Raw genomic sequence first — 15,464 nt, forward strand, 5'->3', positions numbered from 1 at the left:
TTCAAGCCAAATTGGCACTTTAAGCGCTCCAGCATTGCGGCAGCAACTTCTGTATTTGTAGCACTTACAGTGCATGCGCAAGACGCTGCCACGCTCAGCACCATCACCGTCAACGACCAAACCGCCGCCCCCATGGCCGACGTCACCGGCTTTGGCGACGTGCCCTTGCTTGAAGTGCCGCTGTCCGTCACCGTAGTGGGCCACACCGAGTTGCAAAACGTCGGCGCGCGCCGCCTGGCCGACCTGACGCAGTTCGACGCCTCGGTAGCCGACGCCTACAACTCGCCCGGCTACTGGGACTTCCTGAGCGTGCGCGGCTTCACGCTCGACAACCGCTTCAACTACCGCCGCGAGGGCTTGTCCATCAGCGCCGAAACCTCCATCCCGCTGGAGAACAAAGAGCGCATTGAAATCTTGAAGGGCACCAGCGGCATCCAGGCCGGCACCAGCGCGCCCGGCGGTTTGGTGAACTACGTGGTCAAACGCCCGACCGAGCACGACCTGCGCGAAATCAACGTCGAATGGACGGGGCGCGGCAGCCTGCTCACCGCTGTCGACCTGGGCGGCCGCTTCGGCGCCGAGCGCCAGTTTGGCTACCGCCTCAACGTCGCCGCTGAAAAGCTGCGCCCCGAAACCTACAACGTCGATGGCAGCCGCAACCTCTTCGCCCTGGCCGCCGACTGGCGTCTGACGCGCGACACCGTGCTGGAAGTCGAGTTTGAAAACAGCCACAAGTCACAACCCAGCGTGGCCGGCACCAGCGTTATCGGCAACCAGTTGCCGCCGCAGCCCAACCCCCGCCTGAACCTGAACAATCAGCCGTGGTCGCAGCCTTCGGTGTTTGATGCATTTACCGGCACCGTACGTTTGCAGCAAGCCATCAACACCGACTGGCGCTGGTCGGCGCAAGTGGGCCAGCAACGACTCAAGACCGACGACCACCTGGCCTACCCCTTCGGCTGCAGCGCCGAAAACGTGTACGACCGCTTCTGCAGCGATGGCACGTTCGACATGTACGACTTTCGCAGCGACAACGAACGCCGCACCCAAACCGGCGCCAACCTGCGCCTGCAGGGCAACGTAACAACAGGCAGCGTGAAGCACGACCTCGGCATAGGTTTGACCAGCAGCCGCGTGCGCAACCGGTTTGAGGAGTACGCCTATAACCCTGTTGGCATCGGCACCATCGACGGCCAAACTGTGCTGCCCGCAGACCCATCGCTGTTTGTCGGCAACACCAACCGCGACGAACGCAGCCTGGAATTCGCGCTGCAAGACGCCATCCACTGGACGCCCGAGTTCACCACCTGGGTCGGCCTGCGCCACACCCGCCTGCAACGCGACAGCGCGCTTACCGATGGCAGCAACCCCACCAGCTACAGCGACAGCCTGAACACCCCTTGGTTGGCGGCCAGCTACAAGCTGCCGAACGCGGCAGTGGTCTATGCCAGTTACGGTGAAGGTTTGGAATCGAGTGTGATGCCGAACAACCCCGCTATTGGATTCACCAACGCAGGCCAAGCTTTGCCCGCAGCCAAGTCCAAGCAGTTTGAAGTGGGCGTCAAAGGCGGCAGCGAGAACCTGGGCTGGCAACTGGCCGCTTTTCAGATCAAGCGCCCGATCTCGAACGTTGACGCTTGCACACGTCTGTTCGTCGTAGATTGCCCCGCTGGCTATGACGGCGACGCCGTGCACCGTGGCCTGGAAGCCAGCAGCCAATGGCGCAGCGGCCCCTGGGCCCTCGACGGCAGCGCCACGCTGCTGCACGCGCGCCGCGAAGGCAGCACGCTGGAGCCACAGAACAACGGCAAGCGCCCCACCAACGTGCCCGACTGGGCCCTGCGCGCCCGCGTGGCCTACAACCTGACGGCAGTGCCCGGCATGCAGATCGAAGGCTTGCTGTCGCACGAAGGCCAGCGCGCCGTGACGGCCGACGAGTCCATCATGCTCGGCGCCTGGACCCGCGTCGACGCCACGCTGCGCTACAACACCAAGCTGGGTGCCACCAATACCACGTGGATACTGGGCGTGGACAACCTGTTCGACAAAACCTACTTCCAGGAGTCGCCCACCCAGTTCGGCCACATTTATCTTTTTTCTGGGGCCCCACGAACTTTTCGCATCGGATTTCGAGTGAGTTTGTAAAAACACCAAAAATGTGCCTATAATACGAGGCTGTGACAAACGATGTTCCTCAATAGCTCAGTTGGTAGAGCGCCGGACTGTTAATCCGTAGGTCCCTGGTTCGAGCCCAGGTTGAGGAGCCAAAAAATTGCAAAGCCCCGTACGCAAGTACGGGGCTTTTTGCATTGCGGCTTTGAACTTCTTGCACAGGTCAAGTTCATGCATGAAATCAGTAGCTCCGGCAGATTGCACTACACCACCGAATGAGCACACGGCTCTCCGGCGTTTTGCAGTTGTTGGGCTACTGCGGCTCCCCCAACTCGCCGCGCTCGCTCTTCTCTCCGCCGTCGCGTTTGCACAAACTGCAAATCGTGATCGCTATCACGCGGTGCTCTGGATTCACAAACATTGGCCTCCCCCCTATGCACTCGACGAAAATCTGCGCCATCAGGTTGTGATTGGATAGGCCGTGTATTCCTAAGCCGCCACTTTGTTAAAAATATCCGCCTTCACTTTCTGCTTCGCCCACCTTGTCAAACGTACCTCACACGTTGAGTACCACAGCAAGGAAACGACGACAGCCGACACCAAGCTGAAAATTACAACGCCCCAAGCATATGCAGCGGGCAAGTGGATCTTTGACAACACAAAACTGATCACGGCGAACACGAGCAAGTGCGTTAAATAAAGCCCATAAGACGCTTCTCCGATCTTCTCTAAAGTTCTCGCAACTGCATTCTCCAAAAACCTGGGTGATCGGGCCTCAAGGGAAAGCAGCCCCGAAAGCAAAAGCAATCCGGCAATGACATAAATAGCCACGCGAAAAAGCCCCTTAAACCCGGCAGGCTGCGTGTCAACATGGCCACCATAAAGTTGCGAAGTAATGACTGCTGCTGCACAAAATACCAAAGCACTTGCAATCAATAACATAACAGGATTAAAGCGTGAAACGTTATCCCTATATCGATAAAGCATTACACCGGAAAAGAAATTAATTTGATAAAGAGAGAATAAATGATAATCCCAGATGTCGTCATACCCCAGTTCCGGCAAGATAACATGAAACACAACGCCAAATCCGAACAGAACCGCCAAGACTCTGGCCAACCATAATTGTTTACCAGCAAAAATCAATATTGCAGCAATAGCGTAAAAGATGAATTCATGCTCGAGCGTCCAGCCCACCCCTAGAGCCGGAAAGCCTTTCATAGGAAAAACAAGATATGAGGTCACAAACTCAAGTGGTTCTGGCAAATCTCGCTTGGTCACGAACAACATGGCCAACCAGATCGTAGTAATAACCCAGTAAGTAGGCAATATACGGGTTATGCGACGCATGATGAAGTCCCTTGAAGTGATTTTCTCCTTATCGAGAACGGCACAAATAATGAAGCCACTGATAATAAAAAACACATCAACACCAGCAGAACCAAAAGACAACATGGCTGGCCATGAAAGCCCCTCGGGAAGCACATACTTAAGGGTAAAACTAACATGAACACACACAACTACAAATGCTGCCAATGCTCTTGCGATTTGAATAGAACCAAATTTATGCATTTAATTTTTTAGCTACTTTTAGTTGTAAAAGTCAAAAAGTTAATATCAAGGGCGAAAAATGGCTATCCCTTGCCCATCATCTACAAAATAACTCCCGGAAAAGCAATCGACTAAAGATCCGACAACACTTAACCCAGTGTGGCGCTAGAACCCTTTGCGGCACGGGTTGCCGTAAAAATTGGAATTCGGCGAATTTTTTCTGTGAGCCATGGCGTAGCATGCAGCCATCGGTTTTCAATGGTTTTGAACGTCAACGTACTCAAACCCAAAAGCACCGGAACAAGAAAAAGCACAATTCCCCAATGAACCTCGGGAGTGAGTCTTCCAGACACAAATTTGGGCAATATGAGTAAGAAGGTGATATAGAGCACCATACCGTGCAGCAAGTAAACGCTGAACGATATTTCACCCAAAAATCTCGCTGCTTTAATTCTCAGCAGGCCAAAAACGGTGTTTCCGCACGCAATTGGAATAAATGCCATCGTCAAAAACAAAGGGGTTATGAAGTTGTGGCCATTCGGGGTCAACAGCAGGGTTAAAGCAAGTCCAGCCAACACGACCACACCAAAGACGGGTGCCTGAAGAGCTCTTGTCCACTGGGTTGATTGATTGACATATGCAGCCAGTACCCCTCCAAAGAAAGGCACGATATTGACCAGAGTGCTATGGGTTCGAAAACTGACAAACACCACCAACCAGCCACATGGAATGAGCGCCAAGGCCAAGATTGCCTTTGGGACCTTGATGCCCAGCCCAAGCGCCAGCACCGGCAAAAATAAATAGAACATCCACTCGACAATCAACGTCCAGATCACACCCGACAAGATCAATTTGCTGTTGAGGCCGTTCACTTCCGGTTGAGTGGTAAAGAAAAAATTAAGCCAGTTGAGCATCTTTGCGATGAGCACATACGCTGGTTCTCTTAGTTGGAACCCGGTCACGATCCCAACAACGACGAACATCGCAAGTATTGCCACCCAGTACATCGGCACGATGCGGCAGAAGCGGCCCGCATACAACCCCACCCAATCGAAATCGCGGGCTGGCCTCGATTTAGCACGTAGCAGCTTCGAGTAAAACAAGAAGCCTGTGATCATAAAAAACAGCTTGACGCTGCTATCCCCGAGATGCGAATACACGCGAGATGGAGGCTCTAAGAACAGCCCCGTGTGCGGAAATTCAAAATAGAACGATGCATGGTGCAGGAACACCGAAAACGCCAGGTATCCACGGAGCCCATCTAGGCTTGTCTGCCTCCCCGGCTCCATAGGGGCACCATCGGCGCGAAAGACTGCACAGAGAAGCCACGCGAGAGCGAAGGCAGCAAAAATCGGCCAAAGCGAATATGGATTCAAGGCAAGCCTCTGTTGACGAATAAGTCACACTTTTGAGCATAATCCATGCCACAACTTGCTCTTATTACAGTTCCATTACCGCCGCCAAATGTCTTAACGAACCTCAAGAGGGAATGGCGAAGGCCATCTCAGTGGGAAGTTGCCCTTGCAGAAGGATGAGATCAGGCACATCAGCCAAGCAAAAGATGTTGATTTCAGGCGTTATTTGTTACATTTCAGTAACCAAATCACACCACCAACCTGTGTGATAGGCCAAGCAGATCAACAACAAGCAAATCCAAGGGTTGGCAATGGCAGTTCAACGAATCATTTCGACCGCTAAGTGGCTCGCGGCGGCTTCCCTTTTTCCATTTGGACTATTTGTCTACGATCGCTTTAGCCAAGAAGAGCACGAAGCAGAATTCGTTTTTTGCGTGTTGCTCATGGCAGCCTGTATCACGCTTCTTGTTTGGTTGATGGTTTGGGCGGCCAGGCTGCCCAAGGCCAAAGAGCCTCCAGAGCGGATTTCGGGCGACTGGTAAAACCGTCTGGTGTTAGCACCGGCAGCGCGTGATCTACTTGGCAAAAAACATTGCGGCAGCAAAGTTCACAATCGCGTCACGCTTAAAACACAGAGGGGCCGCACAGTGAGGTTTTTGACCCTAGCAACTGTGCCATGCCTCAAGTCTCCAAATTTTCTTCCCACGTTGCCCGCATTTCGCACGCTTTTTCGATGATCCCGGTAATCTTGCTCGCCGCCTGCGGCGATGCCAACGAAGCCATTCACACCGAGCTGTTTGACGAAATGGGGGACTTCGCGCCCAAGCAGCGCAACCACACCGGCCCCCAGGAATTGCGCGCCACGCGGTATTGAGCCGCAGGCTTCCCGCTCACCTCTACAACACCGGCATCAAAAGCCATTGGCGTTTTGCCAATGTTGTTGGGCGCGCAACACGTTTTCCGCCGCAAGCCCCGCCAGTTGTTGGTAGACGCTAGGCGCCGTCGCACCTTCGGTATTGACCACCAGAACGCGTGCCTCGGCCCCCAAACCCACCTGGGCGCGAAAAGCTTCATCTCGGGTCAGCGCCAAGACGCCGGCCAGCCCCGCAGCCCCAGACTCGCCGCTGACAATGGGCACATCGCCCTTGGCGCCGTGGGCCAACAAGCGCATCGCTTCGACCGCCTGATCGTCTTCAATCGTCAAGAAAAAATCGACCGATGGCACGAGGAAGCGCCAGGCCAATGGTGATGTTTCGCCGCAGGCCAAGCCAGCCATCACCGAATCGACACTACCCGTAGCCTTGGACGCCACACCGTTCAACGCGCTTTGCATCAGGCAGTCGGCCTGCTGCGGCTCGACCACGATGAAGATGGGCCGTTGCGCGCCCCACTGCTCCCACAAATAACTCGCCACGCCAGCGGCCATGCCACCCACGCCGCCTTGCAGCAGCACGTGAGTGAAGGGTTCATCCGTCTGCTCAGCAAATTCGTCTACCAACGCACCGTAGCCTTGCATCACGTCGCGTGGAATGTCTTCGTAGCCGGGGTACGAGGTGTCGGACACCACGCGCCAGCCGTGGGCCTCGGCCAGCTGCGCGGCATGGGTCACGGAGTCGTCGTAGTTGCCCGCGATGCGCACGATCTCAGCGCCAAATGCGGCAATGGCGTGTTCACGCTCGTCGCTCACATGCTGGTGCAGCACGATGACGCAGCGAACACCGGCGCTCTGTGCGGCGGCCGCCAAGGCGCGGCCATGGTTGCCGTCGGTGGCGCTGATGACGACCAAGCCGTTCAAGGCCGCACGGTAGTCGCCGCGCAGCACGCCGGTCGCGTCCCAACCGGGGTGCTCGCGCAAGACCAGGCGGATGAATGCGGCAGGGGCGCCCAAGGCCTTGAAGCTGCCGAGGGCTGAGCGTTTGGATTCGTCTTTGACAAACACGCCGCCCAAGCCCAAGTCGGCTGCAAGTTTGGGCAACGACCACAACGGCGTGGCGTCTGGCGCCAAGTGTTTCCACGGCGCCAGCCAGGCCCGCGTGCGGCGTGCCTCGGCAATCGACATGATGGTTTTGAGCTCGGCGGGGTACGGTGCGCGAATGGACTGCGGGTTGGAAACGAGTTGCATAAATGAGGAATTGAAGAGGTAGAAAATCGGAAGCTCAACGCGGTAAACGCAGGCGCACCAGCTCGGCAAAATATTCGGCACCGGTCACCAGCGTGGCATCGTTGAAGTCGTAGGTGCCGTTGTGCAGCGGCACGCCGCCCACTTCGCCATCAGCGCCATTGCCCAAGAACACAAACACGCCCGGCACCACGCGCAAGAAGGCACCGAAGTCTTCCGATGCCATCATGGCGGGCACCTGCGCATCCACGCGCTCAGCGCCCACCACGGCAGTGGCGGCGGCCACGGCGTAGGGCAGGTACTCGGGCCAGTTGACGGTGGGCTCGAATTCAAAGCTGTAGTCGAACTGGCACTCCGCGCCGTGCAGCTTGCAAATGCCCTCGCAAATCTCGCGCATGCGCCGCGCCAGGGTCGCCTGCACTTGCGGGTCGTAGCTGCGCGTGTCGCCCTTGATGACCACGTTGGACGGAATGGCGTTGCGGATGCCATCGGTGATGAACTCGGTGCACGACACCACAGCTTGCGCGCTCGGGTCCAGCGTGCGCGACACAATGGTTTGCAGCGCCAGCACAATCTCCGCGCCGATGACGATGGGGTCAATGCCCATGTGTGGCCGCGCCGCATGTGTGCCACGGCCTTTGATGTGGATGACGAAGTTGTCTTCACTCGCCATGATGCCGCCCGCGCGCGTGGCGATGGTGCCCGCGGCCTGCCCCGGCATGTTGTGCAGGCCATAGATCTCGTCGACCGGAAAACGCTGGAACAGGCCATCGGCCATCATGGCTTTGGCGCCACGGCCATGCTCTTCGGCGGGCTGGAAGATGAAGCGCACCGTGCCGTTGAAGTTCTTGCGTTCGCGCAGCAAACGCGCGGCGCCGAGCACGATGGACATATGGCCGTCGTGCCCGCAGGCGTGCATCTTGCCGGGGTTGGCAGAGGCCCACGCGCGGCCGGCGGCGGTCTCGGCCATGTTCAAGGCGTCCATCTCGGCGCGTATGCCGATCACGCCGGTGCCCTGCCCCACTTGCAGGCTGGCCACCAAGCCCGTGCCGCCAATGCCTTCAAACACCTCGTAGCCCAAGGCGCGCAAGGTCTTGGCCACAAAGGCCGAAGTGTGGTGCTCTTCAAAGCCGGTCTCGGGCATGGTGTGCAGTTGCCGGCGCCAGCGGGTGAGGTCTGCGCTCAGGCTGGGCTCGGTAGAAGGTGGCGCATCAATCGTCGACATGAAAATCCTCTGGAGGTGAACGGGGCTGAGCTAGTACTGCAATAATATTTTTTGAGGCCGCACAATTGCTGCGCATTTGCCACCCGCTACGCACTTTTATTACGTTCTGCAGGTTTACCGCTCAATGCCAACCTCACCCCCAACGCCACTCGACCCGTTTGATCTCAAGCTGCTGTCCCACCTGCAGCACGACGCGCGCCAATCGCAGGCCGAACTGGGCGCGCAAATCGGTTTGTCGTCGGCCGCAGTCAACCGGCGCATCAAGCGGCTGGCGGATGAAGGCGTGATCGACAAGTTCTCAGTGGTGGTGAACCCCAGCGCCGTGGGCATGGAGTTGACCGTCATTGCCCAGGTGGAGGTGGAGAGCGAACGCATCGACCTGCTCGACGCCATGAAGCGCAGCTTCGGCGCCTGCCCGCAGGTGCAGCAGTGTTACTACGTGGCGGGCGAGTGGGACTTTGTGTTGATTTTTGCGGTGCAGAACATGGGCCAGTACACCGAGCTGACCCGCGCCTTGTTCTTCCAGAACAACAACGTCAAACGCTTCAAGACGCTGGTGGCCATGGACCGCGTGAAGGTGGGGCTGGATCTGCCGCTGGAACAGTTGCTTGCCCCGCCAGGCACGGCGGCGCAAAGTGACGGGCCTCCACGCGCATAAACCTGAGCCTAAGCCAGCGACCAAGCCCGTGAGGCTTGGCCGGTTGCAGTAACGGCGCCGCCAGCACCGCACAAGCGCTGGCCGCAAACCACACCAGCGGCCAGCCCTGGAATGCCAGCAGATGCGGAATGCAAAGCGGCGTCAGAAAACACACGATGAACACACTGGTGTTGGCCATACCCAGCGCCGTGCCCGCACGGCCCGCACCCGAGAGCGTGGCCAGCTCGGTGTAAGCAACGCCATGCCAGGCAGACACACACACGCCGCAGGCCACCAGCAGCACAACCAAGCCCACGCGCCCCGCCATGCCGCCATCGCTGAAGACGTGGCCCGACCCCGCCACCGCGCCCAACAGCGCGAACAGCGCCACACTGAGCCAACTGCACGCGCGCAGGTAGGCCGGCCGGTTCTTGCGGCGGTCGGTCCAGCGGCCGCTCCACACGCGCATCACCATGGCGCCAACTTGCAGCGTGGCCATGCTTGCACTGATCACGGCCAAACCAGCGCCGCCAAAGTCTTGCAAAAACACCGTGCCGAAGGTCAGCAACGCAAATTGCGGTGCACACAAAATGCCGATGCCGGCCACCAGGCGCCACACACGCGCATCGTGCAGCGGCCCGTTGCGGGCCGCCACCTTGGCACTTGATGTGGCCGCCATGTGCACCAGCGTCGGTGGCTCGTGCACCCACAGTATCACCAGCAAGGCGCTCAGCAAACACAGTGCGCCCAACAAGCCGTACATCGCCGCAAAGCCAAAGTGCAAGGTGACTGCGGGCAACAGCACGGCGCCGAGGCCACCGCCCAGTGGCACGGCGGTCTGCCGAATGCTCATCGCCAAGCCGCGCTCGCCATCGGCAAACCAGCCCATCACCGCGCGCCCGCTGGCACCGTTGACGCTGCCGCCCAGCAGCCCTACCAGCAACAGGCCGGTGCCCAACACGCCCAAGCCCGGCACCTGGCCATGCATTGGTGCCGCGAACAGCGCCATCGCCAAGAGCGCCAGCGCCGTGGCGCCCAGGCCTGTGAGCAAGACCGGGCGGTCGCCCCAGCGGTCGGTCAACATTCCCCAGGGCAGTTCGCTGATGGCGATGCCCAAACCCATCAGCCCGAGCACCAAGCCGAGGGTGGCGTTGTCCAGCCTGTAGCCGGAGCGCATGAGCACAGCGGTCATGGGAATGCCGCTGAAGGCGGTAGAAAAAGCAGCGTTGGCGGCCACGCCAGCGGCGAGGACTTTCCAGCGTTGGCTTGGTAAACGAGGGGGTGGCGTAGTGTTTAAAACAGTCATGAGCGAAATTTTCAGCCGCCGCCACTGTTTTGAAAATCAGATAATATTTGACCCACAGTCCCCAAAAACAGGATGGTTTGATGACCCAAGTGATGTTCGACCTTGACGTGCTGCGCAGCTTTTCCACCGGCGTGGCGCTGGGCAGCTACGCACGTGCGGCCGACAAACTGGGGCGTTCCACGTCGGCTATTAGCGCCCAGTTGAAGAAGCTGGAAATGCAGGCCGGCACTCCCCTGTTGCGCAAGGCAGGCCGTGGCCTGGAGCTGACCGATGCGGGCGAAACCATGCTCGCCTACGCGCACCGCCTGCTGGAGATCAACGACGAAGCCGCTGCCGCCATGCGCGGCGCCGACCTTGAAGGCTGGGTGCGCCTGGGGCTGCAGGAAGACTTGGGCGAGGCCGTGTTGCCCGGCGTGCTGGGCCGCTTTGCACGTGCGCACCCCAAGGTGCGCATCGAAGCCTGCGTGGCGCGCAGCGCCGAGTTGCGCGAACGTCTGGACTTGGGTGCGCTCGACCTGGCCTTGGTCTGGGAGGTAGAGGGCAAAGCGTCGATGGCGCAAGGTGAACGCTTGGCTCGCCTCCCGCTGCAGTGGATCGGCCCCGCCTCACCTGAAGCGCTGGATGTCCCCTGGTGGGCGCAGCAGCAACGCGGTGCCGGCCCGCGCAAGGCGAAAGAACCTTTGCCGCTGGTGCTGCTGGATGCCCCCTGCCCGCTCCGCGATGTGGTCACGCACACGCTGGACCGCAGCGGCATTGCATGGCGCCACGCCTTCACCAGCACCAGCCTGGCCGCGCTGTGGGCGGCCACATCGGCGGGGCTGGGTTTGTCGGTGCGCACACGCTTTGGTTTGCCCGCCCACGTGCGTGTGCTTGACCGCAGCGGCACACGCCTGCCCGCATTGCCGTCGTTGGCCTTGGCCATGTACCGCGCCCAAGCTGAGCCCGAGCCGCCCGTGGCCCGATTGGCCGACTTGCTGCGCGAAGCGATGGCGGCGCACTTGGGCGATGTTTCAATCTAGGCCTTACGCGATATTCACGCGCTATTCACACGCTGAAGTTCGCGGTAAAAAGAATCCACATGCGCCTGCGCCGTTTGCGGCATGGCTTGTATGCTTTTTTGATAAGCGGCCAGGTCTTCCACCGCCCCCGCCTGGCCCACGCGGCGTGAAGCGTCTTGCACAAACTGGCACACCGGCGCGCGGCGCTGCTCAAAAGCTTTGAGGGCCAGCGGCACATTCGCATGCTCAGCGCCGTGATCCGCCAACAGTTGGCCCAGCACCACCGCGTCTTGCACCGCCATCGCGCCGCCCTGCCCCATGAACGGCGTAGACGCATGTGCCGCATCGCCAATCAACAACACGCGCCCTTGGTGCCACGGCGTGGGCATGATGACCTCCTCCACAGCGGTGTAGAGCACCTCCGACTCTGCCGAAATCTCGTTGAGAAACTGCCGCACCGGCGCACCAAATTCGGCGAACTTGGCCCGCATGGTGGCGGGCCAATCGGCTCGGTCGAACCAGGCGCTTTTAGGCTCGGCTATGGTGCCGAAGATATAGAGCTTCTCGTCCGAAATGGGCATGATGCCCAGCCGTTTGCCCACGCCCATCATCATGATTTTGTCGACCAGTTCTGGCGGGCGGCGGTGCACGCTGCGCCACACGCCCAGGCCCGAATACACCGGTTGCACTTCGGGCCACAACATGGCGCGGATGGCGGAGCGAATGCCATCGGCGCCCAGTACCAAGTCAAACGTTTCGGTGTGGCCGCTCGACAGAGTGACCTCCACCGCGCCGTGCTGCTGCACCAGTGCCGCCACCGATGTGCCCAGTGCCACGTCTACGCCCAACCCTTGCAGCCGCGTGGACAACACACGGTGCATTTCAGCGCGTTTCACGCCCAGAATCGGCGGCGTGCCGTGCGGCCCCACGTTGGGGTAGAGCACGTCGACAATCGGCTGGCCCTGCGCATCGAGGTACACGTTGCGCCCGGTGGGGATGGGGAACCCGGCACGCACCAGCTCGTCCATCACCCCCAACTGCGCGAACTGCGCCAGGCCGTTGCTGTAAACAAAAATGCCAGAACTTTGGAACTGCCATTGCGGCTGTTTTTCAATGACGGAAACGGCCCAGCCGTTTTGGGCCAGCGCGATGGCCGCAGAGCAACCCGCAATGCCAGCGCCCACGATCAAGACTTTGGGGGGAACGGAAGAAGTGGTTTTCATGCCGCCATTCTTCAGCCGCCTCTCGCCAAGCTCAACCCTTGGAACGCCGAGTGTGGGAACTGTTCGTCCGCAACTTCAGGTACTGGCTGGGTGTGTGCCCCGACCAGCGCTCAAACGCACGCGCAAACGCTTTCTCCGAGGCATAACCCACGTCTTGCGCCACGCGCCAAACGTCGTCCACGCCCTGGTCAAACTGCTGACGCGCAATGCCCATGCGCACGCTGGCCAGATAACGCATGGGTGTGCTGCCCATCAGTTCCAGAAAACGTTCGCTGAACACCGAGCGCGACTGGTGGCTCACGCGCGACAAATTCGCCACCGACCACGGCAGCTCGGGGTTGGAATGCATCTGCGCCAAGGCCTTGCCAATGGCCTTGTCGCGAATGCCGGCGAGCCAGCCTTGCGCACCCTGCGCTCCCTGCCCACCCACGTCCCCATGTAAATGCGCCCGCAGCACGTGCACCAACAACAGGTCGGCCAAACGCGCGGTAGCCAATTGCCAGCCAGGGCTTTGCGCCAGCGTTTCTTCCACCAAGGCTTGGGTCGCCAGCGCCAAGCTGCGCGTGGTCGCCACATCGGCGGCGCGCAACAGCAACAACGGCGGCAGCCACGACAACAGCGACACGCCTTGGTGCTGCGGCATCCATAGGTGCAAAGAGAACAGGTCTGTGACGGCGCCGCTCGCTTCGCCATGCGCAAAGCTGATTGGGTGGTCGCCATGCGCGCCCTGCATGTGTTGCGCCAGCAGTCCGCTGAAGGGCACTTGCGGCAAACCCAGGGCCGACGCCACCACGTGTGGCGCGCCTTGTGGCAGCAGCACAATGTCGCCGGGTTGCACCAGCACCGGCTCGGCACCATCGGTCTGAATCCAGTACGGCGCCCCCACGCTCACGCGTATCAACAGGCCTTCTACCCCTTCAGAGCGCAGCGCCCAGGGCGCAGAGAGCGTGAAGCGCGCGGTGGTGGCGCGCTCGGTTCTGAGGGTGCCGAGCACCAGGCCGATCAGGTCGCTAGCAGTGTTGTCTCGGCTCATGGCGCCACCCCATCCGCAGCGTCGGCGCTCCACGGCGGATCACGCAGCGCGTCGACCAAAAAGTCCACCAGGCGCCGCACCTTCAGCGGCAACTGCTTGCGCGTGGGGTACACCGCATGGATGGCCATCTGGCCCGCGTTGAACTCGGGCATCAGCTCCACCAAGTCGCCGCTGCGCAAGTCGGCGTGCACCAAGAAGTCGGGCTGCAAGATGATGCCCTGGTGCTCCAAGGCCGCCGCGCGGCAGGTGTCGCCGCTGTTGGTATAGATGCGCGAATGGGTGCGCACGGTCACCTCACCAGCCGGCCCTTCGAAACGCCACACGTCGCCCAACGACCAATTGCTGTACGACACCACCGCGTGTTGCGCCAGCTCGTGCGGGTGCCGGGGCGTGCCGTGTTTTTCAAGGTACGGCGGCGAGGCACACAGCACCATGCGCGTGTGCGCCAGCACGCGGCTCACCAGCGCCGAGTCGCGCATGTGGGCGATGCGCACCACCAGGTCGTAGCCATCCTCCACCAAGTCGACAAGGCTGTCGGACAACAAAATGTCCAGCGTGACCTGCGGGTTCTCGGCCGCAAAACGCCCCCACAGCGCCGCCAGGTACAAGGTGCCAAAGGTCTGCGGCGCGCCAATGCGCAAACGGCCGCGCGCCTGGCCCGTGGCCGAGCCCGCTTCGGCCTCGGCCTCGTCCACCGCCTGCAGCACTTCTTTGCAGCGCTGGTAATACAGCTGCCCCTCATCGGTGAGCGACAGGCGCCGCGTGGTGCGTTGCAGCAGCCGCACGCCCAGGCGCTGCTCCAGGTCGGCAATGTGGCGCGAGATGGCCGGCTTGGAGAGCGCCACCATGTCGATGGCGCCGACAAAACTGCCCGCCTCGACCACGGCGACAAAGGTTTTCATGGCTTGGAGAATGTCCATCGTCTCGAATTTCAAAACAATATGTGCCGAGTATCGGTGTTTATCTCGCAGGTCGAGACATCTACAGTTCATTCCTATCGCGTCCAAGACGCCATCTGCTCCCCCACCGAGGAAACTGCCATGTCCACCACCGCTCTCTTGCCCAGCATTTTTGTCTCCCACGGCGCCCCCACGTTTGCGCTGGAGCCTGGCCGTGCCGGGCCCTTGCTGCGCGGCATTGGCGAGCGCATTCAGCAGCTAGAGGGTCTGCGCGCCATTCTGGTGGTGTCGCCACACTGGCAAACACGCGGCCTGCGCGTCAGCACCGCCGTCGCGCCCGAAACGGTGCACGACTTCGGCGGCTTTCCATCAGCGCTGTACCGCCTGCACTACCCCGCCAAGGGAGCACCCGCCGTGGCACAAGAAACGCTGGAGTTGCTCAAAGCCGCTGGCCTGCCCATTTCCGCGCAAGAAAACCAGGGCCTAGACCACGGCGCCTGGGTGCCGCTGATGCACATGCTGCCGCAGGGCGACGTGCCGGTGTTTCAGTTGTCGTTGCCGGTGGACATCAGCGCTGAAGGCGCGTTGCAGTTGGGCCGTGCGCTGGCACCGCTGCGCGAGCGTGGCGTGTTGATCCTGGCGTCTGGCAGCCTGACCCACAACCTGTACGAGTTTCGCCATACGCTCGATGGCGACCAAGAGCCCTATGTGCTCGACTTCGTGCGCTGGATCCGCCGCGCCGCAGTGGCGATTGATACCGCCGCACTGGTGGCCTACCGCACCCAAGCGCCGCACGCGCAACGGGCACACCCATCGGACGAACACTACCTGCCGTTGTTGGTAGCGATTGGAGCCAGCACGGCAAATGAACCGGTGGAAGTGATTGACGGCGGCGTGACCTACGGCGTGTTGTCGATGGAAGGTTATGTGTTTGGCGAGTTGCCCGGCTTGGCCAGCGCAACCCAGCAAACGCCTGAAGCCGCGACGGCCTAACCATTCAAACCGA

The 15,464-nt window shown here is 60.4% G+C and carries 14 protein-coding genes and 1 tRNA gene; 7 read left to right on the forward strand and 8 right to left on the reverse strand.

All coding sequences use genetic code 11. From position 1 onward, the window contains the following. The first annotated feature begins 69 nt into the window (after positions 1–69). Positions 70–2,145: a TonB-dependent siderophore receptor gene (locus ACPWMG_RS16270; protein WP_483300521.1), complete on the forward strand. Its 2,076-nt coding sequence runs from the start codon at positions 70–72 to the stop codon at positions 2,143–2,145. 46 nt (positions 2,146–2,191) lie between these two features. Continuing rightward, positions 2,192–2,267, forward strand: a tRNA-Asn gene (locus ACPWMG_RS16275). Positions 2,268–2,601: 334 nt separating this feature from the next. On the opposite strand, the gene ACPWMG_RS16280 is transcribed toward ACPWMG_RS16275, so the two are convergent. Next, positions 2,602–3,684 carry an acyltransferase family protein gene (locus ACPWMG_RS16280; protein ID WP_483300522.1) on the reverse strand — a complete coding sequence of 361 codons (1,083 nt, stop codon included), beginning with the start codon at positions 3,682–3,684 and terminating at the stop codon, positions 2,602–2,604. A gap of 128 nt (positions 3,685–3,812) precedes the next feature. After that, a complete protein-coding gene (locus ACPWMG_RS16285) occupies positions 3,813–5,039 on the reverse strand; it encodes an acyltransferase family protein (protein ID WP_483300523.1) in 1,227 nt (408 codons plus the stop codon). A gap of 290 nt (positions 5,040–5,329) precedes the next feature. Between ACPWMG_RS16285 and ACPWMG_RS16290 the strand changes: the two genes are divergently transcribed. Both ACPWMG_RS16290 and ACPWMG_RS16295 read left to right on the forward strand, forming a co-directional pair. Continuing rightward, positions 5,330–5,560, forward strand: coding sequence for a hypothetical protein (locus ACPWMG_RS16290; RefSeq protein ID WP_483300524.1), 231 nt, complete (start codon positions 5,330–5,332; stop codon positions 5,558–5,560). A gap of 134 nt (positions 5,561–5,694) precedes the next feature. After that, positions 5,695–5,892 (forward strand): hypothetical protein, encoded by a 198-nt coding sequence (locus ACPWMG_RS16295; RefSeq protein WP_483300525.1) that lies wholly within the window; start codon positions 5,695–5,697, stop codon positions 5,890–5,892. Positions 5,893–5,928: 36 nt separating this feature from the next. Here the strand turns inward: ACPWMG_RS16295 and ACPWMG_RS16300 are convergent, their stop codons facing one another. Together ACPWMG_RS16300 and ACPWMG_RS16305 are read right to left on the reverse strand one after the other, a co-directional pair. After that, positions 5,929–7,140 (reverse strand): diaminopropionate ammonia-lyase, encoded by a 1,212-nt coding sequence (locus ACPWMG_RS16300; protein ID WP_483300526.1) that lies wholly within the window; start codon positions 7,138–7,140, stop codon positions 5,929–5,931. A gap of 34 nt (positions 7,141–7,174) precedes the next feature. Next, positions 7,175–8,362 (reverse strand): M20 aminoacylase family protein, encoded by a 1,188-nt coding sequence (locus ACPWMG_RS16305; protein WP_483300527.1) that lies wholly within the window; start codon positions 8,360–8,362, stop codon positions 7,175–7,177. 124 nt (positions 8,363–8,486) lie between these two features. On the opposite strand from ACPWMG_RS16305, the gene ACPWMG_RS16310 reads away from it, so the two are divergent. Further along, positions 8,487–9,020, forward strand: a complete 534-nt coding sequence (locus ACPWMG_RS16310) for an Lrp/AsnC family transcriptional regulator (RefSeq protein WP_483300528.1) — start codon at positions 8,487–8,489, stop codon at positions 9,018–9,020. Here the strand turns inward: ACPWMG_RS16310 and ACPWMG_RS16315 are convergent. Further along, positions 8,908–10,305 (reverse strand): MFS transporter, encoded by a 1,398-nt coding sequence (locus tag ACPWMG_RS16315; protein WP_483300529.1) that lies wholly within the window; start codon positions 10,303–10,305, stop codon positions 8,908–8,910. The genes ACPWMG_RS16310 and ACPWMG_RS16315 overlap by 113 nt on opposite strands. An 80-nt stretch (positions 10,306–10,385) precedes the next feature. Here ACPWMG_RS16315 and ACPWMG_RS16320 point away from each other — a divergent pair, with 80 nt between their 5' ends. Continuing rightward, positions 10,386–11,324, forward strand: a complete 939-nt coding sequence (locus tag ACPWMG_RS16320; RefSeq protein ID WP_483300530.1) for a LysR substrate-binding domain-containing protein — start codon at positions 10,386–10,388, stop codon at positions 11,322–11,324. Positions 11,325–11,338: 14 nt separating this feature from the next. Here the strand turns inward: ACPWMG_RS16320 and ACPWMG_RS16325 are convergent, their stop codons facing one another. The 3 genes from ACPWMG_RS16325 to ACPWMG_RS16335 are packed head-to-tail and all read right to left on the reverse strand — an operon-like array spanning position 11,339 to position 14,479. Beyond that, entirely contained in the window at positions 11,339–12,526 is a 1,188-nt protein-coding gene (locus ACPWMG_RS16325) for an FAD-dependent oxidoreductase (protein ID WP_483300531.1), read from the reverse strand. 31 nt (positions 12,527–12,557) lie between these two features. After that, positions 12,558–13,559 carry an AraC family transcriptional regulator gene (locus tag ACPWMG_RS16330; RefSeq protein ID WP_483300532.1) on the reverse strand — a complete coding sequence of 334 codons (1,002 nt, stop codon included), beginning with the start codon at positions 13,557–13,559 and terminating at the stop codon, positions 12,558–12,560. Next, the gene (locus ACPWMG_RS16335) at positions 13,556–14,479 is read right to left on the reverse strand and encodes a LysR family transcriptional regulator (protein ID WP_483300533.1); all 924 of its coding nucleotides are present in this window, start codon (positions 14,477–14,479) and stop codon (positions 13,556–13,558) included. Before ACPWMG_RS16335 ends, ACPWMG_RS16330 begins: the two co-directional genes overlap by 4 nt. A gap of 120 nt (positions 14,480–14,599) precedes the next feature. On the opposite strand from ACPWMG_RS16335, the gene ACPWMG_RS16340 reads away from it, so the two are divergent. Then, positions 14,600–15,451 (forward strand): DODA-type extradiol aromatic ring-opening family dioxygenase, encoded by an 852-nt coding sequence (locus ACPWMG_RS16340; protein WP_483300534.1) that lies wholly within the window; start codon positions 14,600–14,602, stop codon positions 15,449–15,451. Positions 15,452–15,464 lie beyond the last annotated feature (13 nt).

The sequence above is a fragment of the Hydrophilobacter chitinilyticus genome (assembly GCF_049860745.1).
Lineage (GTDB): Bacteria > Pseudomonadota > Gammaproteobacteria > Burkholderiales > Burkholderiaceae_C > Rhodoferax_B.